The sequence below is a fragment of the Methylobacterium sp. WL1 genome (assembly GCF_008000895.1).
Taxonomy (GTDB): domain Bacteria; phylum Pseudomonadota; class Alphaproteobacteria; order Rhizobiales; family Beijerinckiaceae; genus Methylobacterium.
This window is the reverse complement of record NZ_CP042823.1, coordinates 5,337,842-5,361,069: the sequence shown is the minus strand read 5'-3', so window position 1 is coordinate 5,361,069 and position 23,228 is coordinate 5,337,842. Positions and strand designations below refer to the sequence as shown.

General features: G+C 71.6%; 20 protein-coding genes and 2 pseudogenes. 10 read left to right on the top strand and 12 right to left on the bottom strand.

Translation table 11 applies throughout. The features are described from left to right. Window positions 1-28: 28 nt before the first annotated feature. Complete coding sequence (locus FVA80_RS26180; protein WP_147910256.1) at window positions 29-1,159, top strand: acyltransferase; 1,131 nt, start codon at window positions 29-31, stop codon at window positions 1,157-1,159. On the opposite strand, the gene FVA80_RS26175 is transcribed toward FVA80_RS26180, so the two are convergent. Continuing rightward, window positions 1,146-2,330: an endo-1,4-beta-xylanase gene (locus FVA80_RS26175; RefSeq protein WP_147910257.1), complete on the bottom strand. Its 1,185-nt coding sequence runs from the start codon at window positions 2,328-2,330 to the stop codon at window positions 1,146-1,148. The genes FVA80_RS26180 and FVA80_RS26175 overlap by 14 nt on opposite strands. A 241-nt stretch (window positions 2,331-2,571) precedes the next feature. On the opposite strand from FVA80_RS26175, the gene FVA80_RS26170 reads away from it, so the two are divergent. Both FVA80_RS26170 and FVA80_RS31695 read left to right on the top strand, forming a co-directional pair. After that, the gene (locus tag FVA80_RS26170) at window positions 2,572-3,414 is read left to right on the top strand and encodes an SDR family NAD(P)-dependent oxidoreductase (RefSeq protein ID WP_147910258.1); all 843 of its coding nucleotides are present in this window, start codon (window positions 2,572-2,574) and stop codon (window positions 3,412-3,414) included. Window positions 3,415-3,783: 369 nt separating this feature from the next. Continuing rightward, on the top strand, window positions 3,784-4,110 hold the full coding sequence (locus FVA80_RS31695; RefSeq protein ID WP_147910259.1) for a hypothetical protein: 327 nt from the start codon (window positions 3,784-3,786) through the stop codon (window positions 4,108-4,110). Between the two features lie 18 nt (window positions 4,111-4,128). Here FVA80_RS31695 and deoA read toward each other — a convergent pair. The 9 genes and pseudogenes from deoA to FVA80_RS26120 all read right to left on the bottom strand — a co-directional run bounded on the left by deoA (window position 4,129) and on the right by FVA80_RS26120 (window position 13,057). Further along, window positions 4,129-5,425 (bottom strand): annotated as a pseudogene (gene deoA / locus FVA80_RS26160) (thymidine phosphorylase). Window positions 5,426-5,430: 5 nt separating this feature from the next. Further along, a complete protein-coding gene (gene deoC, locus FVA80_RS26155; RefSeq protein WP_147910261.1) occupies window positions 5,431-6,174 on the bottom strand; it encodes a deoxyribose-phosphate aldolase in 744 nt (247 codons plus the stop codon). Next, a complete protein-coding gene (locus FVA80_RS26150; protein WP_147910262.1) occupies window positions 6,167-6,991 on the bottom strand; it encodes a purine-nucleoside phosphorylase in 825 nt (274 codons plus the stop codon). The genes deoC and FVA80_RS26150 overlap by 8 nt, the downstream gene beginning before the upstream one ends. Then, window positions 6,984-7,412: a cytidine deaminase gene (locus FVA80_RS26145; protein ID WP_147910263.1), complete on the bottom strand. Its 429-nt coding sequence runs from the start codon at window positions 7,410-7,412 to the stop codon at window positions 6,984-6,986. The genes FVA80_RS26150 and FVA80_RS26145 overlap by 8 nt, the downstream gene beginning before the upstream one ends. A gap of 293 nt (window positions 7,413-7,705) precedes the next feature. Then, window positions 7,706-8,470, bottom strand: a complete 765-nt coding sequence (locus FVA80_RS26140; protein ID WP_147910264.1) for an anti-sigma factor — start codon at window positions 8,468-8,470, stop codon at window positions 7,706-7,708. 93 nt (window positions 8,471-8,563) lie between these two features. Further along, window positions 8,564-9,187 (bottom strand): sigma-70 family RNA polymerase sigma factor, encoded by a 624-nt coding sequence (locus FVA80_RS26135; RefSeq protein WP_147910265.1) that lies wholly within the window; start codon window positions 9,185-9,187, stop codon window positions 8,564-8,566. 58 nt (window positions 9,188-9,245) lie between these two features. After that, on the bottom strand, window positions 9,246-9,800 hold the full coding sequence (locus FVA80_RS26130) for a glutathione peroxidase (RefSeq protein WP_147898439.1): 555 nt from the start codon (window positions 9,798-9,800) through the stop codon (window positions 9,246-9,248). Window positions 9,801-9,935: 135 nt separating this feature from the next. Further along, a pseudogene (locus FVA80_RS26125) lies at window positions 9,936-11,628 on the bottom strand (CHASE3 domain-containing protein). A gap of 265 nt (window positions 11,629-11,893) precedes the next feature. Then, on the bottom strand, window positions 11,894-13,057 hold the full coding sequence (locus FVA80_RS26120; RefSeq protein WP_147910267.1) for a patatin-like phospholipase family protein: 1,164 nt from the start codon (window positions 13,055-13,057) through the stop codon (window positions 11,894-11,896). Between the two features lie 348 nt (window positions 13,058-13,405). Here FVA80_RS26120 and ispG point away from each other — a divergent pair, with 348 nt between their 5' ends. The 7 genes from ispG to FVA80_RS26085 all read left to right on the top strand — a co-directional run bounded on the left by ispG (window position 13,406) and on the right by FVA80_RS26085 (window position 21,675). After that, window positions 13,406-14,737 (top strand): flavodoxin-dependent (E)-4-hydroxy-3-methylbut-2-enyl-diphosphate synthase, encoded by a 1,332-nt coding sequence (ispG, locus tag FVA80_RS26115; protein ID WP_147910268.1) that lies wholly within the window; start codon window positions 13,406-13,408, stop codon window positions 14,735-14,737. A gap of 585 nt (window positions 14,738-15,322) precedes the next feature. Continuing rightward, entirely contained in the window at window positions 15,323-17,206 is a 1,884-nt protein-coding gene (locus tag FVA80_RS26110) for a potassium transporter Kup (RefSeq protein ID WP_246692468.1), read from the top strand. 67 nt (window positions 17,207-17,273) lie between these two features. Then, window positions 17,274-17,519 (top strand): type II toxin-antitoxin system VapB family antitoxin, encoded by a 246-nt coding sequence (locus tag FVA80_RS26105; RefSeq protein WP_147910385.1) that lies wholly within the window; start codon window positions 17,274-17,276, stop codon window positions 17,517-17,519. Beyond that, on the top strand, window positions 17,519-17,923 hold the full coding sequence (locus FVA80_RS26100; protein WP_147910386.1) for a type II toxin-antitoxin system VapC family toxin: 405 nt from the start codon (window positions 17,519-17,521) through the stop codon (window positions 17,921-17,923). The genes FVA80_RS26105 and FVA80_RS26100 overlap by 1 nt, the downstream gene beginning before the upstream one ends. 462 nt (window positions 17,924-18,385) lie before the next feature. Further along, entirely contained in the window at window positions 18,386-18,865 is a 480-nt protein-coding gene (locus FVA80_RS26095) for a (2Fe-2S)-binding protein (protein WP_147910387.1), read from the top strand. Then, window positions 18,862-21,201: a xanthine dehydrogenase family protein molybdopterin-binding subunit gene (locus FVA80_RS26090; protein WP_147910388.1), complete on the top strand. Its 2,340-nt coding sequence runs from the start codon at window positions 18,862-18,864 to the stop codon at window positions 21,199-21,201. The genes FVA80_RS26095 and FVA80_RS26090 overlap by 4 nt, the downstream gene beginning before the upstream one ends. Window positions 21,202-21,276: 75 nt before the next feature. Further along, entirely contained in the window at window positions 21,277-21,675 is a 399-nt protein-coding gene (locus FVA80_RS26085) for a hypothetical protein (RefSeq protein ID WP_147910389.1), read from the top strand. A gap of 374 nt (window positions 21,676-22,049) precedes the next feature. Here FVA80_RS26085 and FVA80_RS26080 read toward each other — a convergent pair whose 3' ends face one another. Further along, window positions 22,050-22,274, bottom strand: a complete 225-nt coding sequence (locus FVA80_RS26080) for a hypothetical protein (protein ID WP_147910390.1) — start codon at window positions 22,272-22,274, stop codon at window positions 22,050-22,052. A gap of 219 nt (window positions 22,275-22,493) precedes the next feature. Next, entirely contained in the window at window positions 22,494-23,204 is a 711-nt protein-coding gene (locus tag FVA80_RS26075) for an NAD-dependent deacylase (RefSeq protein ID WP_147910391.1), read from the bottom strand. Window positions 23,205-23,228: the final 24 nt, after the last annotated feature.

Sequence of the window (23,228 nt, the reverse complement as noted above, 5' to 3'; positions counted from 1 at the left end):
GTGCCGTGAAGGACGATCAGCCGCCGCCATGCCGGAGTCCGGATCCCAGCGCACCGGGGATGTCCCGATCACGATGCCCTATCTGCCCCAGCTCGACGGGGTGCGGGCGCTCGCGATCCTGATCGTGTTCGCGGCCCATTGCGGCTACAGCCACGTGGTGCCGGGGGGCTTCGGCGTCACGGTGTTCTTCTTCCTCAGCGGCTACCTGATCACGACGCTGCTGCGGATCGAGCGCGCGCGCGCCGGCGGGGTGTCGCTGTCGGCCTTCTACCTCCGGCGCAGCCTGCGGATCCTGCCGCCGCTCTACCTGACCCTGCTCGCCGCCGGGGCGCTCTACGCGGCGGGGCTCCTCGACTGGATGCCGGTCGCGCCGGCGGCCGTGCTCGGCCAGGTGCTGTTCCTGACCAACTATCCCGGCCTGTTCGGCACCGAGGCGGTGCTGCCGGTGCCGCTCTGGAGCCTCGCCATCGAGGAGCATTTCTATCTGGTCTTCCCCCTGGCCTACGCCCTGTGGCTCGGGCGCCTGCAACCGCGCCGGGCGGCGCTGGCCTGCCTGGGGCTCTGCGCGGCGGTGCTGGCGATCCGCTGCGTCAACGTCTGGCGGCTGCCCGATTACAGCCTGAACTATTCCTGGACCCACACCCGCATCGACGCGATCCTGTTCGGCTGCTGCCTCGGCCTGTGGAACAACCCGGTGATCCCGGGGGACCGCGCCTGGCGGCCTCAGGCCTGGCACGTCGCCGCGAGCCTCGGGGTGATCCTGCTGACCCTGGCCGTGCGCGATCCCGCCTTTCGCGAGACCCTGCGCTACACCCTCCAGAGCGCGGCACTGTTCGTGCCGTTCGCCTACCTGCTGCACGGCGAGGGCCGGGCGGTGCGGTGGCTCGCGGCCCGGCCGATGCGCCAGCTCGGCCTGTGGTCCTACAGTTTCTACCTGGCCCACATGGCCGTGGTGGCGGGGGTGCTGCACCAGGCGCCGGCCCTGCACGGGTTCTGGCTGATGCTGGCGGCCTTCCCGCCGACGCTGCTCTGGTGCTGGGCGATGTACGGGCTGGTCGAGCGCCCCTGCGCCCGCTTGCGCCGAAGGCTTCTGGCCGATCGCCCGCCGGAGCCGACCCTGTCTGAGGGCGGGCGTCGCACCCGCGTCACCCCCGCCTGAGTCTGTCGCGCGCGGCGGCATGGTCCGGGGCGGCCTGGAAGCTGTCCAGCATCGCGTGCCAGAGCGGCTTGCGCCGGAACTGCGCGTCGAGCGGCAGCGCCCGCTGGGGCAGGCCGTCCGGCCGCTTGCGGTTGGGGTGGTCGTTCAGCCACGTGTCGGGGTCGTAGATGTCCCAGGTGAGCACGTCGAGCAGGGCGGGCTCGGCCAGGACCACGTCGAGGTAGCGGCGGGCGAAATCCGCCACCCTGCGGTCGCGGCTCGCCACGTCGGACGGGAACGCCCTATCGTCGATGTCGAGCTCGGTGACCGCGATCCCCAATCCCATCTGGCCGATCTCGTGCAGGAAGCGCCGCAGCTGGCCCTGGTCGATCGGGACCGTGCTGGTGAGGTGCGATTGCAGGCCGAACCGCCGGATCGGCACGCCGCGCGACCGCATCGCCTCGAGCTGGCGCAGCACCTTGGTGCGCTTGGCCTCCATCCAGGGCGCGCCCTGCTCGACCGCGTCCTCGTTCCAGGTGCCGGCCGCGGCCGGGTCGGTCTCATGCAGGATCCGGAAGGCGCGGTCCACGTAGCCGGGCCCCATCGCGGCGAGCCAGGGGGACTCGCGCAGGCCCCCGCCCCGGTCGGGGTCGGCCTCGTTGCCCAGGATCTCGTTGACCACGTCCCAGGCGACAATCTGCCCCCGGTAATGGCCGGCCACGGTCTCGATCCAGCGCCGCATGAAATCCTCGGCCTGGACGGGGCTCGCCCGGCCGAGCAACGGCGCGACCCAGGGGGGCAGGGCCGCGTGCCAGACCAGGGTGTGCCCGCGCATCCGCTGGCCGTTGGCCCGCGCGAAGCGCAGGATCGCGTCGCCGCGGGCGAAATCGGTGCGCCCGGGGGCGGGCAGCACCTCCTCCATCTTCATCTCGGTGCCGCAGACCAGGATCCCGCACTCCCGGGCAACCGCCTGCCGGTACGCCGGGGTCGATTCGAACCGGTGGAACGGCACCTCGCAGCCATACGTCAGCCCCTTGGCGGCGGCGGCCGCCTGGAGGCTGTCGGCCGACCAGGACGGCCTGCCGAGGGGCCCGAAACCGGACGGCGCGGCCCGCGCCATTGTGGCGAGGCCGGCGCAGGCGGACCCCGCAAGGAGCGCGCGGCGGCTCGGCGGGCCGGAGGGTGGGGTCATGCCGGGTTCTCGGTTGGGGGGTACGACACCCCGTCAGTCGGGGCGCCGCAGGCGAGCCCGGAATGACACGGTGGGTGAGCCTGCGCCGCGGGCATTATCAACGCCCGGAGGAATAACATCTCTTCATCCGATCGCCCTGGTCGGCAAGGGCGCCGGCAACGGACCGATCGCACCTTTTCCAACTCGCCTTCGGGCCCGACTCGCCCCATCTTCGGGGCGCCATCCAGCCGAGGACCGACCCATGAGCCAGCATCCCGCCATCAGCCCAGGGCGCAGCGCGGTCGTCACCGGGGCGGCGAGCGGCATCGGGCTCGCGGCGGCCAAAGCCTTCGCTCGGGCCGGCATGAACGTCTGGCTCGCCGACCTGCCCGGCCAAGCCCTCGACGACGCCCGCCGCGCCGTGGCCGAACTCGCCGCCGTCGAGGTCCGGGCCTTGCCCACCGACGTCTCGGACCGGGAGGCCGTGGAGGCCCTGGCGGCCCATGTCGCCAAGGCCGCCCCCCCGGCCGTGGTGATGCTGAACGCCGGGATCGAGGCCGGCGGCAAGCTCTTCTCCGACGCCGGGACCTGGACCCGGATCCTCGCCACCAACCTCGGGGGCGTGGTCAACGGCATCCACGCCTTCGCGCCCGGCATGATCGCGGGCGGCCAGCCCGGTGCGGTGATCGTCACCGGCTCCAAGCAGGGCATCACCACGCCGCCCGGCAACGCGCCCTACAACGTCTCCAAGGCGGCCGTGAAGGCGGCCACCGAGGCGCTGGCCCACGAGCTGCGCACCCGCGAGGGGTGCCGAACCACCGCGCACCTGCTGATCCCGGGCTTCGTCTATACCGGCCTAACCAAGGCCCGCGGCGTCGCCGAGAAGCCGCCCGGCGCCTGGACGCCGGAGGAGACCGTCGCCTTCATGCTGGAGCGGCTGGAGGCGGGCGATTTCTACATCCTCTGCCCCGACAACGAGACCACGAGGGCACAGGACGAGAAGCGCATCGCCTGGGCGGCCGGCGACATCATCGAGAACCGGCCGGCGCTCTCGCGCTGGCATCCAGATTTCTCGGAAGCGTTCAAGCGGTCCATGGCGGAGTGATCGCCACCGTCGTTGCGGACGCAGCGAAACGACCCGGGGCTCCGCGACGCAGGGCGCTGTCGCGCGCGAACGGACCCAGAAGCGTCCTGAACATTCGTTCCGGGGCGCGCGGATGCGCCGGTCGTTGCATCCCCCACGCCGGTTCGATCGAGGGGGGACGCTGCGCCGCGCTGAGCCCCGGGTCGCTTGGCGGCTCTTGCGGTGGCGGCTTGGGCCCGGGGATCCGGACACGTGCCGCCAGCCTACGGAAACCGCCCGGACCTGAACAACGCCTGAGGGACGAAGTCACGTCTCCGTCAACTTATAAGCGTCACACTTGAGGCACGGCCGGTCGCGGCATCGCGGCCGGCGAGGCACAGGAGGACATCGATGTTCACCAAGACCGCACGCCTACGCCTGGCGGCCGCCGCACTGGCACTCGGGGGGATCGCCCTCGGAGCCCCCGCGATGGCCGCGCCGCTCGGCCTCGACACCGGCCTGCACCAGGGCGCCGGCGACATCGTGGATGTCCAATACGGCTACGGGTACGGCCATCGCCACGGCTTCGGCCCGCGTCACGGCTTCGGACCGGGCTTCCGCGGCCACCACCACCACGGCTGGGGGCGCGGCCACCATCGCGGCTGGGGCCATCGCGGCGGCTACGGTCATCACCGCCACGGCGGCTGGGGCCACCGTCACGGCCACGGCCGCTGGTGAGGCCGGCGGGGCCGGAGCCTATCCGGCCCCGACCCGCTCGATGATCGCCGGCCGGCCGGGGCGCCGCGCCGATCCGGTAGGCCGCCCGCAGGGCCGCCTCGGCGCGGTCGGCTGCGGCCGCGTCGGCCGCGTGGACGATCCCCAGCAGGCCGGTCGCGTCGCCGGGACCTGCGAGGTCGGTGAAGCCGACCCGCGGGTCGATCGCGTCCTCGGGCCGGGTCCGTCCACCGCCGAGCCCGATCACCGCCAGACCGATAGCCCGGGTATCGATGGCGGCGACGGCCCCGTCCTGGCGGACCGCCCGCTGCACCGGCGCGGCCGGCAGGTGTCGCGCCGGGGCCTTCAGCAGATCGCCGGGGCCGCCGAGCGCGGCGACCATGTCACAAAAGATCTCGGCTGCCCGGCCGGAGGCCAGCACCGCCTCCAGGCGCCCGGCCGCCGCGTCCCGGTCCGGCGCGAGACCGCCGATCACCAGCATCTCGGCCCCGAGCGCCAACGTGACCGCGTGGAAGCGCGGCTCGCGGCGCGCGCCCGTCAGGTAGTCGATCGCGTAGGCGACCTCGACGGCGTTGCCGGCGGCGCTGGCGAGCGGCGCGTCCATGTCGGTGATCAGCGCGGCGGTGCGCAATCCGGCGCCCTCGGCCACCGTGACGATGCTCTCGGCCAGGGCCCGGGCTTCGTCCAAGCCCGTCATGAAGGCGCCGGAGCCCTGCTTGACGTCCATCACCAGCCCGTCGAGCCCGGCGGCGAGCTTCTTCGACAGGATCGAGGCGGTGATCAGGTCGAGGGATTCCACCGTGCCGGTGACGTCGCGGATCGCGTAGAGGCGCCGGTCGGCCGGGGCCAGCTCGGCGGTCTGGCCGATGATCGCGCAGCCGACCCGGCCGACCACCCGGCGGAAGGTGTCGAGCCCCGGCGTGGCGTCGTAGCTCGGGATGCTGGCAAGCTTGTCCAGCGTTCCGCCGGTATGGCCGAGGCCGCGGCCCGAGATCATCGGCACGTAGCCGCCGCAGGCCGCCACCATCGGGGCGAGGGCCAGGCTCACCGTGTCGCCGATGCCACCGGTGGAGTGCTTGTCGAGCACCGGGCCCGGCAGGTCCCAGGCGAGCACCTGGCCGGATCCGGCCATCGCCCGGGTCAACGCCACCCGCTCCGGCAGCGCCAGGCCGCGGAAGAACACCGCCATGGCGAAGGCCGCCGCCTGCCCCTCGCCGACCGCGCCGTCGGTGAGGCCCCGGACGAAGCCCGCGATCTCCTCCGGATCGAGGGCCAGGCCGTCCCGCTTGGCCCGGATGGTTTCTTGCGGCAGGCGCATCGGTTTCACGAGTCCCGCGCCTGGATCAGCGCCCCGAACAGACTGCTCGCCCCGAGCCTGAAGGTCTTCGGGCTCACCCAGTCCGGCCCCATGATCCGGTCGGCGAGGGCCAGATAGGCGCCGGCATCGGCGACGCTGCGCAGTCCGCCGGAGATCTTGAGGCCCGCCGTACGGCCGCCATCCCGGCCCCTGGCTCGGATCTCGGCCAGCATCGCCTCGGCGGCCTCCGGGGTCGCCGAGACCGGGCTCTTGCCCGTGGAGGTCTTGAGGAAGTCGGCGCCCGCCTCCAGCGCCAGCCGCCCGGCGCGCCGGATCGCCTCGGGCTCGGCAATCTCGCCGGTCTCGAGGATCACCTTCAGCACGGCGGCCCCGCAGGTGTCGCGCACAGCCTCGACCATGTCGCGGGCGGTGGCGGCGTCGCCGCGCAGGACGGCGCGGTAGGGCAGGACGAGGTCGATCTCGTCGGCGCCGTCGCGCAGGGCCTCGGCGGTGTCGTCGGTCGCCCGGGCGCAATCCTCGCCGCCGGCCGGGAAGTTGATCACCGTGGCGACCCGGATGCCGCTGCCCTTGAGCGCCCGCGCGCCCTGCGCCACGAAATGCGGCCAGACGCAGATCGCCGCGACGCCGCCGCGGCGCGCATCCCGGCAGAGCGCGTCGATCTTCGGCTCGGTGCAGGTCTCGGTCAGGTCCGTGAGGTCGAGGAGCGGCAGCGCCCGGCGGGCGACCGCACCGGCATCCGGGTCATCCATGGTCGGTCTCCTGAGCCGGCAGGCCTGCGGCGAAGGCCCGGACCAGGCGGCCGAGATCCTCGGCGGCCCGGGCCGCCACCGCCTTGGTCTCGGCGTGATGGGGCGCGCCCCCGGCGATCCCGGCGGCGAGGTTGGTCACCACCGACACGGCCGCCACCGGCAGGCCGAGGAAGCGGGCGAGGATCACCTCGGGCACGGTGGACATGCCGACGAGGTCGGCTCCGAGGATGCCGGCCATCCGGACCTCGGCCGGGGTCTCGAAGCTCGGGCCGGAGAACCACGCGTAGACGCCCTCACCGAGGGGCACGCCGCAGGCCCTCGCCGCGGCCCGGAGGCGCACGCGCAGGTCGGGATCGTAGGCGTCGGTCATCGGCACGAAGCGGGCGTCGCTCGCCTCGCCGATCAGCGGGTTCATGCCCGACAGGTTGATGTGGTCCTGGAGCAGGACCAGGCTGCCGGGGCCGGTCTCCGGCCGCAGGGACCCGGAGGCGTTGGTCAGCAGCAGGCGCCGCGCCCCGAGGCCGGCCGCGCAGGCGAGCGGCACCCGCATCACCGCCGCGTCGCCCCGCTCGTAGGCATGGGCCCGGCCCTCGAACACCAGCACGGGGCGCCCGGCCAGGCGCCCGCGATGCAGCCGGCCGCCATGGCCGCTGACGCCGGCCCCGGGGAAACCCGGGACCGCCGCGTAATCCAGCGCGTGCACGTCTTCCAGGTCGGCCGCGATCCCGCCGAGTCCGGTGCCGGTGACGATCGCGCAGGCATAGCCGCCGCCGAAGCCGGCGGCCCGCAGCGCGGCGAGTGCGGCGGCCTCAGTCACCCAGCGTCTCCGGCCCGAACGATTCGGGCAGCAACTCCGCCAGCGTGAAGGTTCTCGCGACGCGCTCCGGCCCGGCCGCATGGATCTGCGTGTCCGGCCCGGCGAATTCGCGGATGCGCTGGCGGCAGGCGCCGCAGGGCGTCACCAGGCCCGCACCGTCGCCGCAGACCAGGATCGCGGCGATGCGCCGGCCGCCGCCCGCGATCATCGCGGCGATCGCCCCGGCCTCCGCGCAGGTCCCGACCGGATAGGCCGCGTTCTCGACGTTGCAGCCGGCATGGATCGCCCCGCGCTCGTCCCGAAGCGCCGCCCCGACCCGGAACCGGGAATAGGGCGCATGCGCCCGCTCGCGCACCGCCCGGGCGGCCTCGAACAGGGCTGTCAGCCCCTCATCCCGTTGCGCTGAATCGGCGGCCTGCATGGCCGATCTTTGGCACCCGGCGGGGCGGGCTGTCGAGGGGTGGCGCGCGCCCACGTGGATCGGATCGTCGTCTTCGCGACGCGCCCTGTGCCGGTGCGTCGCTCCCGGCCCAGATCACGCCCGGCCGGCTGCCCCGCCCGTTCCCGCATACCGGGAACCTCAGTGGGCAGTAATCGCGGACCCAGCCGAGACAGCGCTGCACGTCGTCCCGCAAAGGACCCGGGTCGCCTTCCGCCGGCGCTGCATGCGCCGGAGAAAGGGGCAGCTGTCCGCCAAACCCCGTTCCGCTCGCCTCAGTGCGCCGCCGCGCCGGCCCCCAGCATCCCGGCGGCCTGCCGCAGGACCGCGTCGTCCTGCGGGCCACTCAGCGCGTAGGCGGTGTCGCCGGCATTCCAGGACAGGAGCGTGCCGTCGTCGGAGCCGGTGAGCGCCGCCGGGCCGCCGCGCTGGCCGCGGGTGGCGAACAGCGAGGCCTCACCCATCGGGCCGGCCTCGAAGGCGATCTCGATCCCGGTGCCGTGGCGGCCGGGGAAGATCTGGATGTCGCGCACCTGCCAGCCGGCCGGGAGCGGCGGCAGGTCGATGCCGGTGACCGATTGGAGGCGGGTGCGATCGTAGACCGGGTGCTCGCCCTGGCTGGAGATGCTCTTGCGGAGCTGCGCCACGGCGCGGGCCTGGCGGGCATCGGCGATCAGGGCCGGATCGGGGGTCGCGGCCAGGGTGTCGGGCACGCCGAACCGGCCGATCTCGTCGTGGGCCAGCCAGCCCGCGCCGACCAGGACCACGATGGCTGCGGCGCGCTTGAGCCGCGCGCCGACCCGGCGCCAGCGCTGGTTGCGGTCGAAGCGGCGCGCCAGGACGAGGGTGCGGTCGGGCCCCGGCCCGGGCATGCGCGCGAAGGCGGCCCGGAGGGCGTCGCGGTCGTGCAGGTCGGCCATCACCTGGGCGGCGGCCCCGGGATGGGCAGCCAGATGCCCCTCGACGTCGAGACGGCGCATCGGGTCGATCTGCCCGTCGACGAAAGCGATGAGATCGTCGTCTGTTATCGGATCCATCATCGGTGAAGTCCTCGGTTCCAGCGTGCCGCCGGGGCGGATCCGCCGGTCGTCATCATCTCTGTTCCGGCCCTGCCGCGGTCCGGGTCGAATGCCTCAGGCATCCCCGGCGGCGCGCTTCATGAGCGGCCGGTCCCGGGCCCCGTCGGAGGCGACGAGGCGCAGGCCCGGGAAGGTGCCGCGCCGGACATCCGGCCTGTCGGATTCGGGCTCGGCCTCGGTCGCGCTCCGGCCGCCATCCTCGAAGGCACGCAACGCCGCCCGGCCGCGGCCGAGGCGGGACATCAGCGTGCCGATCGGGATCCCCAGCACCGCGGCGGCATCGGCATAGGCCATGCCCTCCAGGGTCACGAGGTGGAGGGCGGCGCGCTGCTCCTCCGGCAGGGTCAGGAAGGCCTGCCGGATCTGGGCCAGGCGGACGCGGCCCTCCTGGGCGGGGGGCGCCATGTCCTCGCTCATCCGCACGAGTGCGTCGGCGTGCCGCGCCTCGACCTGACGGCGGCGCTGCTCGTCGATGAAGGCGTTGTGCAGCACCGTCATCATCCAGGTGCGCAGGTTGGTGTTGGGGCGCAGGGACCCCTGCATCTCCAGGGCGCGCACCAGGGTATCGTGCACAAGGTCGTCCGCCCGCAGCGCGTCGCGGGTCAGCGAACGGGCGTAGCGCCGCAGGGGCACCAGCAGGTCGACGATGTCCGGATGCTTGAGCTTGTCTGACGCCATAGGGTGTGAACGCGGGGCCCCGGGCGTTTAATCCCGGGTGTCTAATCCCCGGCGCCGATCAGGCCTGATCGAGGGTGGCGGCGATGCCCGAGACGAGGCGCGGGTCGGTGGGCTCCACCTGGGTGGCGAAGGCGGCAGCCAGGGATCCGTCGCGGGCGATCAGGTACTTGTGGAAGTTCCAGCGCGGGGTCTCGCCCGGCCGCTCCGCCGCCGCCCATTGATAGAACGGGTGGGCGCCCGGCATCTTCACCCGGGTCTTGGCGGTCAGCGGGAAGGTGACGCCGTGATTCTTCCGCGCGGCCTCCGCGATGGCCGGGCCGTCGAGCGGCTCCTGGTTCCCGAAATCCGGCGACGGCACGCCGATCACCGTGAGGCCCCGGTCGCCGAAGCGGGTCCACAGGGTCTGGAGCCCGGCGAGCTGGCCGGCATAGCCGCAGGCCGTGGCGGTGTTGACCACCAGGATCGGCCGGCCGGCATAGGCCGAGAGCGGCATGGCGCCGCCCTCCGGATGCTCGAAGGCGAAGTCGCCCGCCCGGCCGGACGGCGCGGCCCGGGCGGCACCGGCAAACCCGGCGCCCAGCAGGATCAGGGCCTCGCGGCGCAACATCGTCATGGCGGCCTCGCACGGTCACGGGCACTCGCACGCCCACACGGAACCTAGCGCGCGTCGGGCAGATCCCAACAACCGGGATCCCGAAGGGCCTGCGGCCCTTTGGCGGGGTTCGGGGCGCGCAGCCCCGCGCTTCGCCTACGCGGCCCGCACCGTGTCGAGGAAGCGGTGGACCTCGGCGTCCAGCCGCTCCGCCTGGACCGACAGTTCGGAGGCCGAGCCGAGCACCTGCACGGCGGCGGCTCCGGCGCCCCTCGGCGGCGCTGGCGACCCCGGCGATGTTGGCCGTGACCTCGCCGGCCCCGGTCGCGGCCTGGCCGACGTTCCGGACGATCTCCTGGGTGGCCGAGCCCTGCTCCTCGATCGCCGCGGCGATGCCGGTGGACAGCCCGCTCATCTCGGTGATGCGGCCGACGATGATCCCGATCGCGTCCACGGTCTCCCCGGTCCAGGACTGGATCTCGCCGACCTGCCGGGCGATCTCGCCGGTGGCCCTGGCGGTCTGGCCGGCCAGCTCCTTCACCTCCGTGGCGACCACCGCGAAGCCGCGCCCCGCCTCGCCGGCCCGCGCGGCCTCGATCGTGGCGTTGAGCGCCAGCAGGTTGGTCTGGCCGGCGATGCCGCTGATCAGGTCGACCACGGCGCCGATCTTCACGGCCCCGTCGCGCAGGTTGCGCACGAGGTCCGCGGATTTCCCGGCTTCCAGCACGGCGGCGTCGGCGAGGTCGGCCGAGGCCTGCACCTGCCGGCCGATTTCGTTGACGGAGACCCCGAGTTCCTCGGCCGCCGCCGCCACGGTGTTGACGTTGGAGGCCGCCTGCTCGGCCGCCGTCGCCACGGTGGTCGACTGGCTGGCGGTCTCGGCCGCCACGGCGCTCATGTGCTCGGCGGTGGATTTCAGGTTCGCCGCGGCGGTGGCGACCGCGCGGATGATGCCGCCGACGGCGCCCTCGAAGCTGGCGGCCAGATCGCGCATCGCCGTCTTGCGCTGTGCCTCCTGGCCGATCCGGGCCTGGGCGGCCTCCGCCTCCAGCACCTTCGTGCGGGCGAGCCCGTCGCGGAACACCTGCACGGCGCCGGCCATCGCGCCGATCTCGTCGCGGCGGCCGACGCCGGGGATCTCCACGGTGAGGTCGTCGGCGGCGAGCCGGGTCATGGTCTGGGTCATCCGGTTGATCGGCTTGCCGATGCCGTGATTCAGGAGCAGCGACCCGACCAGGGCGGTGATCACCACCGCGCCGAGGCCGATCAGGTTGGCCATCCGCGACGCCGAGACGGCCGCGGCCGAGGCGGCGCTCCGGTCCTTCAGCAGATCCTGCTCGACCTGCGCGATCTCGGCCGCCTTGGCGCGCACGGCGTCCATCGTGGCCTTGCCGACGCCCGAACCTTCGAGCCGGCGCGCGTCCTCGCGGGTCGCCGGGTCCGTCATCAAGCTGAGTTCGCGGTCCGCCACCGCGCCGCTCCAGCGCTCGGTCAGGGCTTTCAGCTCCAGGAGGCGTCCGGGCTGCGTGGGATTGTTGGCGGTGAGCTTGCGCGCCGCGTCCCAGGAGGCCGCGAACGCCTTCCGCCCGGCCTGCTCGGGTTCGAGGAAGCGCGGCTCGGCGGAGATCAGGTAGCCCCGCAGGGCGGTCTCCCGGTCGACCATCGCGACCACCATCCGGTCGACCTCGGCCAGCACCTCATGGGTGTGGACGGTCCAGGCCTCGGTCTCCTCGATCAACCCGATATTGCGGAGCGAGACCACCGAGACGGCGACGGTGATCGCCAGCATCAGGGCCATGACCAGCGCGATCTTCACGCCGGTCCTGAGATCGATCAGGCGAAAACCCATGGGCCGTCCTTCAGGGCAGAATCACCGGGCCCACTCGGCCTGCGGTCGACGCGCCGGGATACTACATCTCCGTGAAATATCTCTTACGCCGCACAAATTTTATTAAGAATCGACACTTAGCCGGATACTATACTCTACAAATTGAAACGTATTCCATGAAACCACGTTCAATCGTCTCGATATGACTACGCAAACGATTGCGCGCTGTACGGGTCTTGCCTCCCGCTCGCCTCCCTCTTGCCGCGCTCGACCAATCTTGCCCCGTCTATTGATACGCGTCCCGCAGGTTCAGGGTGCAGGCGTGGCCGATGGTTCCGTAGGTCTCGGCGAGCCAGGCCCGGGCGGCGCCGCGGCCCTTGTCGCGCAGGCGCTTGAACACGGTCCAGCGCGCGTCGAGCTTGGAGGCGGCGTTGTAATCCTCGAGCGCATCGGTGCCGTCGATCCGGTGCACCAGGACCCGCTGGTAGCCGCCCTGGCCCAGGGTGCCGTCCTCGATCAGGCCGTCGAGGAAGTCGATCGCCCGCAATTCCCGCATCAGGTTGGCGTTGAAGGTGATCTCGTTGAGCCGGTCGCGGATCTCACGCTCCGTGCGCGGGGTCTCGCGCCGCTCGACAGGGTTGATCTGGACCAGCACGATGTCGCGGGTCCGGGCGCCCCGGTGCAGCGGGTAGAGCGGCGGGTTGCCGAGATAGCCGCCGTCCCAATAGGGCACGCCGTCGATCTGGACCGCCTGGAAGACCGTCGGCAGGCAGGCCGAGGCCATCAGGTGGTCGACGGTCAGGCGCTCGCGCTCGAACACCGCGAGCTTGCCGGTCCAGACATTGGTGGCCGAGACGAACAGGCCGGCGGTCTCGGACTCCCGCAGGCGCTCGAAATCCACCTGCGCGGCCAGCGCCTTGCGCAGCGGGTTGATGTTGAGCGGGTTCGACACGTAGGGGCTCGGCGAGAGCATCTTCGACCAGAACTCGGCCACCGGGTTGCCCTTCCACAGGCTGAACAGCCCGCTGACGACGTTGCGCTGGGCCGGGCCGAGGTCACCGTCGAGGCTGACCTCGCGCCAGAACCGCTCGAGCCCCTCCCGGGCGCCGTCCGGGCCGCCCTTCAGCCAGCCGTCGACCATCACGACGGCGTTCATCGCCCCGGCGCTCGCCCCGGTCAGCGCCTCGAAGGCCAGGCGGCCGTCCTCGATCAGGGCATCGAGCACGCCCCAGGTGAAGGCCCCGTGGGCGCCGCCGCCCTGCAGGGCCAGGGCGACCGGCTTCTCGGCCCGGGGCCCCGCCAGGATCCGGTTCGGCGGGTGGGCAGGTGTGGGCTCGATCCCGTCCGAGACAGGGATTCCGGACGAACGGTCGGGCAACATGTCCGGCACGGTTTCCGGGACGGCGGTCACCGGGTTGTGCGGCTCACCGCCGTGGGGATGCTCGCGCATGTCGGCCTCCAATCAGGGCTTCCTACATGGGATGGTGCACTGCAACATCAACCATGCCCGGGGCTGGCGGCGCGGCGCCGGACGGCGCGCGGCGCGCGATTCCGGCAACAGGGGCGGACGAAAACCGGTGTCGGCCGCGCGGCAAACTCGACATCCGCATCCGGATACGACATGACAGCCGCGATGCTGTCATGCGTGGCGTCTGCTTGACGCCGCGCGGCGTCGTCCGCAGCTAACCGCGGTCGGCCCGCAGCCCCGAAGCTCCGGCGAGGCGCGCGCCGCGAGATGCCCGGCCAGCCCGTTTAAGGCTCCGGCGCTCCGCACAGTGCGCGCACGCGAAGGTCCACGATGGAAGTCATGGAAGCCATCCGCTCCGAAAATCCCGCCGAGACCGCCCTGACCAGCGGGGGTCCGGAGATCGCCGGCCCCGCGCCGCGCCACCGCACGGTGGGCGTCACGGTCGGCGAGGGCGAAGGCGCGGTCACGGTCGGCGGCGGCGCCCCGATCGTCGTGCAGTCGATGACCAACACCGACACCGCCGACATCGACGGCACGGTGGCGCAGGTCGCCCAGCTCGCCCGGGTCGGCTCGGAGCTGGTCCGCATCACCGTCGACCGGGACGAGGCGGCGGCCGCGGTGCCGAAGATCCGTGAGCGGCTCGACCGGATCGGCGTCCACGTGCCGCTGATCGGCGATTTCCACTATATCGGCCACAAGCTTCTGGCCGACCATCCGGCCTGCGCCGAGGCCCTGGCGAAGTACCGGATCAACCCCGGCAACGTCGGGTTCAAGGATAAGAAGGACACCCAGTTCTCCTCGATCATCGAGCAGGCGATCAAGTACGGCAAGACCGTCCGGATCGGCGCCAACTGGGGCTCGCTCGACGGCGAGCTGCTCACCCACCTGATGGACGAGAACGCCAAGCTGCCGCGGCCGATCGATGCCCGCGCGGTGATGCGGGAGGCGATGGTGCGCTCGGCGATCGGCTCGGCCGACCGGGCGGTGGAACTCGGCCTGCCGCAGAACAAGATCATCCTGTCGGCCAAGGTCTCGGCGGTGCAGGACCTGATCGCGGTCTACCGCGAGGTGGCGCGCCGCTCGGATTACGCGATCCACCTGGGCCTCACCGAGGCCGGCATGGGCTCCAAGGGCCTGGTCGCGGCCTCGGCGGCGATCGGCGTGCTGCTCCAGGAGGGGATCGGCGACACGATCCGCTACTCGCTGACCCCGGAGCCCGGCGGCGACCGGAGCGTGGAGGTCAAGGCGAGCCAGGAATTGCTGCAGACCATGGGCTTCCGCACCTTCGTGCCGATGGTTGCGGCCTGCCCGGGCTGCGGCCGCACCACCTCGACCACCTTCCAGGAGCTGGCCCGCGACATCCAGAACTGGATCGTCACCTCCATGCCGGAATGGAAGAAGACCTATCCGGGAGTCGAGGGCCTGAACGTCGCCGTGATGGGCTGCATCGTCAACGGTCCGGGCGAATCGAAGCACGCCGATATCGGCATCTCGCTTCCCGGCACCGGGGAGACCCCGACCGCGCCGGTGTTCATCGACGGCAAGAAGGCGATGACGCTGCGCGGCGCCACGCTGGCCAAGGATTTCGAGACGGTCGTGATCGACTACATCGAGCGCCGGTTCGGCCAGCAGGGCGGCGATACCCGCACCGCGGCCGAATAGGCCGGGTCGCGGAACGGCGCCGGACGAATCACCCTGTCGTCCGGGGGCCGTGCAGCGGAGCCCGGGCTCCGGAACCGCAGCAGGGCCGAATCCGGCCCCGTCGGCGGCTCCGGGTTCCGGGCCCGCCCGCGGCGCCCCGGAATGACGAGGCGGGCGACCGGTCGCGTGAGGGCGCTCCCGAAGCGAACGTTCCCCCTACCGCCGCTCCCCGCTCCCACCCGAAGCCTGATCTTCGCACGGCCCCCGGTTCCCGGCCGCCTGAGGCCGTGATAGCAAGGCCGCACGATCCCGTGAGTGGTCGGCCTGGTGGCCGGCCCGCGTGGTTCGGCGGAGTTTTCGCGTCCTCCTGCCCGGCCCTCCGGGCCCCCATGAGCCGACCCGCGAAACGCCGGCCACGCCCGAGCCTCCGACAATCCGCATGAGCCAGACCTTCGCACCCGGCGTAGCAGCCCAGCCCGCGCCCGCGGCGTCTGGACGCCGCGCCCCGTCAGCCCCGGTGCCCGCCCCGGTGTCCGCCCCTGTGCCCACTTCGGGGCCGAGGCCGGCGCTCCGCCCCCCGAGCAGGGGCCGGCCCCGGCCGGCGCCCTGGATTCCCCCGAGAAGGCCGAGACCCAGCACGGCCATGCCGGCTTCTGGACCCTGCTGGTCGGCTCGGTCGGGGTCGTCTACGGCGACATCGGCACCAGCCCGCTCTACGCCTTCCGCGAGGCGCTGGTCCCGGCCCGCACCGACGGCATCCTGCTGCCCGAGGAGGTGATCGGCACCGTCTCGCTGATCCTCTGGGCGCTGTTCCTGATCGTGACGGTCAAGTACGTCGCGATCCTGCTGCGCATGGACAACAACGGCGAGGGCGGCATCCTCTCGCTGATGGCACTGGCCCGGAAGGCGCTCGGCGGATCCCGCATCGTGTTCATGCTCGGCCTGCTCGGCGCCTCCCTGTTCTACGGCGACGCGGTGATCACCCCGGCGATCTCGGTGCTCTCCGCCGTGGAGGGGCTGAAGCTCGTCACCCCGGCCCTGAACGACTACGTGCTGCCGATTACGGTGACGATCATCGTCGCCCTGTTCCTGGTGCAGAACCGCGGCACCGCCAAGGTCGCGGCGTTCTTCGGGCCGATGACCGTGGTGTGGTTCGTCGCCATGGCGCTCGCGGCCCTGCCGCATATCGGCCTGCACACGGAGGTATTCCGTGCGGTCAACCCCTGGTACGCGGTGCATTACCTGCTCGGCCACGGCACCGGGGCGCTGGTGGCGCTCGGCGCGGTGTTCCTGGCGGTGACCGGCGCCGAGGCCCTGTTCGCCGATCTCGGGCATTTCGGCCGCAAGCCGATCCAGGTGGCGTGGGTCTGCCTGGTCTTCCCGGCGCTCGCCCTCAACTACCTGGGCCAGGCGGCCCTGGTGCTGGAGAAGCCCGACACCGCCGACCCGTTCTTCCAGCTCGTCCCGGCCTGGGGCCTGCTGCCGATGGTGGTGCTGGCGACGCTGGCCACCGTGGTGGCGAGCCAGGCGGTGATCACCGGCGCCTTCTCCCTCTCCCGGCAGGCGATCCAGCTCGGTCTGCTGCCGCGGCTCGAGATCCGCCACACCTCCGAATCGCATGCCGGTCAGATCTACCTGCCGCAGATCAACGGTCTGCTGATGGTCGGCGTCGTGCTGCTGGCGGTGCTGTTCAAGACCTCCTCGTCGCTCGCCTCGGCCTACGGCATCGCGGTGACCGGCACGATGCTGCTCACCGCCTCGATGACCTTCCTGGTGATCTGGCGGATGTGGGGCTGGTCTCCGGTGGCCGCCGCCCTGGTGATGCTGCCGTTCATCGTGGTCGAGTTCCTGTTCCTGCTCTCCAACCTGATCAAGGTGGTCGAGGGCGGCTACGTGCCCCTGATCCTGGCCGGCGGCCTCGTCATCCTGATGTGGACCTGGGTGCGCGGGGTCACGATCCTGTTCAACAAGACCCGCAAGACCGACGTGCCGCTGGTCGAGCTGGTGGGCATGCTGGAGAAGAGCCCGCCCCACCACGTGCGCGGAACCGCGGTGTTCCTGACGAGCGACCCCGAGATCGCTCCGGCCGCCCTGCTGCACAACCTGAAGCACAACAAGGTGCTGCACGAGAAGAACGTGATCCTCACGGTGGAGACGGTGGACACCCCGCGCTCGAAGGAGACCGACAAGGTCCGGATCGAGCCGGTGGGGCCGCACTTCTTCAAGGTGGTGATGAAGTTCGGCTACATGGAGACGCCGAACATCCCCAAGACCCTGGTGCTGCTGCGCCGCCAGGGCTTCAAGTTCGATATCATGGCGACGTCGTTCTTCCTGTCCCGCCGCTCGATCCGCCCGGCCACCCATTCGGGCATGCCGCTCTGGCAGGACCGCATCTTCATTACCCTCGCCAAGAACGCGAACGACGCCACGGACTTCTTCCAGATCCCCACCGGGCGCGTGGTCGAGGTCGGGACGCAGGTGACGGTGTGAGGATCGCGCCGCTGGTGTAGATCCGCGCAAGCGATTATCTACATCGATCTGTCGAGGGCGAACGGCCGTGCCGATCAACGTCAACAATCCCGAAGCCGATGCGCTGACACGCCGGTTCGCCGCCCTGGCGGGGGTCGGCATCACCGAGGCGATCGTCATCGCCATGCGGGAGGCGATCGCGCGCAGGCACCCGGGGGAGACGCCGCAGGCCACCGCCGCACGGTTGCGCGAGAAGCATGGAATCACCCTTAGCGAGGCTGCCCGGACGCCCCTCCCGCGGGATGTCTACGACGCGATGTGGGAGGGCCGCTGATGTTCGTGGACGCCTCCGCGCTCGTCGCCCTGCTGGCGGACGAGCCGGAGGCCGGCCGGATCTCCGGCGCCCTCGCCTCAGCCGACCGGTGCATGACCTCGCCCGTCGCGATCCTGGAAACGGCGCTGGCCCTCGCGCGGCCCGACAAGTTCGACATGACGATCGAGGCCGTCGGGCCGATCGTCCTCGAATTCCTCGCAGCCCGAAGCATCGAGATCTGCGATCTCCCGCCCGCCAGCGAGACGACGGCGCTCGCCCTGTCGGCGGCGCATCGATACCGGGCAGGCCGGCACGGTCTCAACCTCGGGGACTGCCTCCACTACGCCGCGGCCCGGTTCTTCAACGTGCCGATCCTCGCCACGGCGGACGAGTTTCGCAGGACCGATCTGGAGACTGTTCGCTGACGGTCCGGTGATGGATCGATCCGCCTTCAAACACTCAACGGACCGATGTTCGCGTTGGGAATGCAGGCGCCGCCCGGCCATGGCGAGCGCGGCGCAGCGGCAAGGCCGTTAGGTCCGAGCCGAACATGCGTTCGGATGCCGACGCTGATCGTTGTCGACGCAGTGCAGCGTCGCAGTACGGACCTCTTCCCTCTCACACGTTCGAAGGCGTTGTCTTCCACGACGCCGGCATGTGCGCCGCCGCACGCGGCATGTCCCGGGCGCGGACCTCCGGCGGCGTGCCGCATCCACCTTGCGTTGCACAAGGCTCCCGGGGTGGATTAGAATTCTTCCACTTCCGAACCCAGAAGCCCGTTCGCCGGGTTAGCCGGCATGGGCGGACGCGCGGACCGAGCATCGGTCGGCGCCTCCGGCTCTGACCCGACGGGACGCCGCTCAGGCGCTGCCAGACAGGACGCATCGATGATCAAACTCACCGTGAACGGGGCTGCGCGCAGCTTCGACGGCGACCCCGACATGCCGCTGCTGTGGTACCTGCGCGACGAGTTGGGCCTCACCGGCACCAAGTTCGGCTGTGGCGTGTCGCTGTGCGGCGCCTGCACGATCCATCTCGGCGGCGCGGCGACCCGCGCCTGCATCACCCCGGTCTCGGCGGCCGCCGGCCAGGAGGTCGTAACCATCGAGGGGCTGTCGCCCGACGGCAATCATCCGGTGCAGGTGGCCTGGCGCGACCTCAACGTCTCCCAGTGCGGCTACTGCCAGTGCGGCCAGATCATGCAGGCCGCAGCCCTGCTCAAGGACACACCCAAGCCGTCCGAGCAGGACATCGACGACACGATGAGCGGCAACATCTGCCGTTGCGGCACCTATCCGCGCATCCGCGCGGCGATCCATCAGGCCGCCGGCCAGACGGCCCCCGCCGGCAAGGGAGAGCGCCTGTGATTCACGACGCACAGATGATGGCCGAACTGGCCAACGCCAAGCCGACCGCCAAGCCCGTCTTGGCCAATGTCAGCCGCCGCGGCATCCTCGGGGGCGCCGGCGCGCTGGTGCTCGCCCTGTCCCTGCGCGACGCCCGCGCCGACGAGGGCCAGACCGCCGAGCAGAAGGCCCAGAAGTTCGGCGCCGACGGCATGCCGCACGGCTGGCGCGACGACCCAAAAATCTTCGTGGCGATCGCCCCGGACGGCACCGTCACGGTGACCAACCACCGCTCCGACATGGGCCAGGGCGTGCGCACCTCGGTGGCGCTCACGGTCGCCGACGAGCTTGAGGCCGACTGGCCGAAGGTGAAGGTGGTCCAGGCCTGGGGCGACGAGCAGCGCTTCGGCAACCAGGACACCGACGGCTCGCGCTCGCTGCGCCACTTCTTCCAACATTTCCGCCATGCCGGCGCCGCCGCGCGGCTGATGCTGATCGAGGCCGCGGCCAAGCAGTGGGGCGTGCCGGCCTCCGAGGTGACGGCGTCCAACCACACCCTCACGCACGCCAAGTCGAAGCGCAGCCTCGGCTACGGCGCCGTGGCGCAGGCGGCCTCCGAGTTGCCGGTGCCGACAAACGTCACGCTGAAGGACCCGAAGGATTTCCGGTACATCGGCACCGGCAAGATCGGGCTGATCGACAATTTCGACATCACCACGGGCCGGGCCATCTACGGCCTCGACACCAAGCTCGACGGGATGCTGTACGCCGTTGTCGCCCGGCCGGCGGTCTACGGCGGCAAGGTCACGTCCTACGACGACAGCGAGGCCAAGAAAGTCCCGGGCGTCGTCAAGATCTTCAAGATCGACGGCGGCGAGATCCCGAGCGAGTTCATGCCGCTCGGCGGCGTCGCGGTGGTCGCCAAGAACACCTGGGCCGCCATGAAGGCGCGCGACGCGCTGAAGATCACCTGGGATGACGGCCCGAACGCCGGCTACGACACCGACGTGTTCCGCAAGGAGCTCGAGGCCGTCGCGCGCAAGCCCGGCAAGGTGGTGCGCAACCAGGGCGACGTCGACGGCGCGATGGCCAAGGCCAAGACTAAGCTCGAGGCCGAGTATTTCGTGCCCCACCTGGTCCAGGCCCCGATGGAGCCCCCGGCCGCCGTGGCCCGGGTGAAGGACGGCTTCTGCGAGGCGTGGGCGTGCACGCAGGGTCCGCAGGCCGCCAACGACCGCCTGATGAAGGCGCTCAAGCTGCCCGACGACAAGGTCAAGGTGAACGTCACGCTGCTCGGCGGCGGCTTCGGGCGCAAGTCCAAGCCGGATTACGTGGTCGAGGCCGCCCTGTGCTCGCAGGCGGTGGACGGCGCGCCGGTCAAGCTCGCCTGGACCCGCGAGGACGACATCCACCACGGCTACTACCACACCATCTCGGTGGAGCGCCTGGAGGCCGGCCTCGACGACAAGGGCATGCCGGTGGCCTGGCTGCACCGCTCGGTGGCGCCGACGATCGGCTCGATCTTCGCGCCCGATCCGAAGCACGAGCTGCCGTTCGAGCTCGGGATGGGTCTGGTGAACACCCCGTTCAACCTGCCCAACGCCCGAATGGAAAACCCGGAGGCCGCCGCCCACGTCCGGATCGGCTGGTTCCGCTCGGTCTCGAACATCCCGCACGCCTTCGCGATCCAGTCCTTCGTGTCGGAGCTGGCGCATGCCGCCGGCCGCGACCCGAAGGAGTACCTGCTGGACCTGATCGGCCCGGCCCGGACAATCGACCCGACCTCGATCGGCGACGTCTGGAACCACGGCGAGGACCCGAAGCTCTACCCGATCGACACCGGCCGCCTGCGCGGCGTGATCGAGGCTGCCGCCAAGGGCGCCGGCTGGGGGCGGCAGATGCCCAAGGGCCGCGGCCTCGGCATCGCCGGCCACTACAGCTTCGTCACCTACACGTCGGTGGCGGCTGAGGTGGAGGTCGACGACAAGGGCCAGGTGAAGGTGCACGCCATCGACATCGCGGTCGATTGCGGTCCGCAGGTGAACCCGGAGCGCATCCGGTCGCAGATGGAAGGCGCGGTGGTCATGGGGATGGGGCTCGCCCTCACCTCCGAGATCACCTTCAAGCAGGGCCGGGCCGTGCAGAACAACTTCGACGGCTACGAGATCATCCGGATCGACGCCGCCCCGAAGGTGGTCCGCGTGCACCTGGTGCCGACCGGCTCCTATGACGGCCCGCTCGGCGGCGTCGGCGAACCCGGCGTGCCGCCGGTGGCGCCCGCCATCGCCAACGCGGTCTTCGCCGCCACCGGCCGGCGCGTGCGGCAATTGCCGATCCGCGACCAGCTCAGCGCCTGAACCGCATTCCACCGCGACGCGTTGGGGGACCGGGGACCTGATCCCCGGCCCCCCGCCATGAGAGAGTTCGACACGATGATGCGTCCCGCCATCTTCACGGTTTCCGTCACGGTGCCGCTGGCCCTGGTCCTGATGGCGGCCCCGGTCCTCGCCTCGCCCTGCTCGGACAAGATCGACGCCCTGTCGAAGCGTGTCACCGCGGAGGCGACCGCCTCGATCTCGGCCTCCACCAGCGGCCAGGGCAACGCCGCCAAGCGCGGCGGCGAGGGCGTGACCGGCACTGAGGGCCAGCGCGCCAACGAATCCCCGCAGGCCCCCCCGGAGAAGTCGGCCCAGGCCGGCGAGGGCGCGGATGCCGCCCAGCAGGCCAAAGTCGCGTTGGACGAGGCGCGCACCGCCGATTCCAAGGGCGACGCGAAGGGCTGCGAGGCCGGCGTGGCCCGGGCCGAAAGCCAGCTGAAGAAGGCGCCCTGAGGCGTCGGTCGCGGTACCGGGCCGGCGATCACGCGGGCCCGACCCCGCGACCGCGCCAACCCATCGTTCCGAGTTGCAGCTTTCGGCAGACCCGTCGTTCCCGGATTCGTTACGTCCGAGCGATGGTCTGCACCGTCGTTCCGGGGCGCCGGAGGCGGCCCCGGGATGACCGGGCGGGGCGGCTCGGATCATTCCTCCGGTCAGGGGACTGAAACCGAGCTTCCGCGTCCGGCGCGGCGTCGCCGCCCGGGCGGACGCCGCGAAACGCAGACGGGGATCGTGCCCGCTCCGGCGGCGGTTTCGCTCGTCTCGGAGGGGTCGGTCCCCGGCGGCGGGCGGTCGGGGCGGCGCAACGTCCGCCCCGCGATGCGGCCTCAGGCGGCCGCGGCGGCGAGCGCGTGGGGGTTGCCGTTCAGGCCGGCGCAGAGATCGTCGATCTCGGCGAGGTCGAGGGCGTCCCCGGCCCGGCCCGCGATGGTGTCGATCAGGTCGTCCTGGCGGGGGTCGAACGGATGTCCCTGCATCCGGTAGAACTGGTAATAGCGCAAAGCCGCCAGGACGGTGTCACGCTCGCGGTCGGTTACGGTGAAGTGCTGCATGGGTCTTCGTCTTCCCCTTGTGGCTTCAACGAACGCCCGGGCGGGCCGCGACGCCGAACCCGAGCTTGACCGTTGTAACCGGTGGGCAACGACCCGAACAGTTCTTGACAGCTCGCGCGGATGTGATTCGCATCATTTAAGATTTTGGTCCTCGCCCCGGAAACCCGGTCGCGAATCGAAAATCCGTTCGCCGGCAACGCGTTGCGGCCGGCGTGACCGTCACAGCCCGAGATCGGCCAGGTAGCGGGGCAGAACCGTGCTCGCCGGCCCGTAGCGCGCGTCGTCGAACGCATCGGTGTTGTCCGAGGGGTCCAGGTTGATTTCGCAGGTCGGAATCGTCAGCGCCCGGGCCTGCCGCACATAGCCGGCCGCCGGGTAGACCGCCCCCGAGGTGCCCACGGCCACGAACAGGTCGGCCGCGGCCAAGGCCTCCTCGATCGCGTCGCGGTGCATCGGCATCTCGCCGAACCAGACGATGTCCGGCCGCATCCGGCCCGCAGTCCCGCAGGCCGGGCAGGACGACGCCCGGTTCAGGTCGTCGCGCCGGGGCGTGACCGTCCCGCACGCGGTGCAGCGGGCCTTGAGCAGCTCGCCGTGCATGTGGACCACCGCGCGCGAACCCGCCCGCTCGTGCAGGTCGTCGACGTTCTGCGTGCACAGGAACAGGCGTCCGCCTCGCTCGGCGAGCCGCGCCTCGGCCCAGGCCAGGGCGACATGCGCGGCGTTGGGCTCCGCCGTCACGACGCCGCGGCGGCGATGGTCGTAGAAGTCGAGCACCGCATCGGGATCGGCGGCGTAGGCCTCCGGGGTGGCGAGCTTCATCGGGTCGAACCGCGCCCAGATCCCGCCGCGGTCGCGGAACGTGCCGAGTCCGCTCTCGGCCGACACGCCCGCCCCGGTCAGCACGAAGATGTTCCTGGGGGCGCTCATGCGGCGTGCTCCAGGGAATGGCCG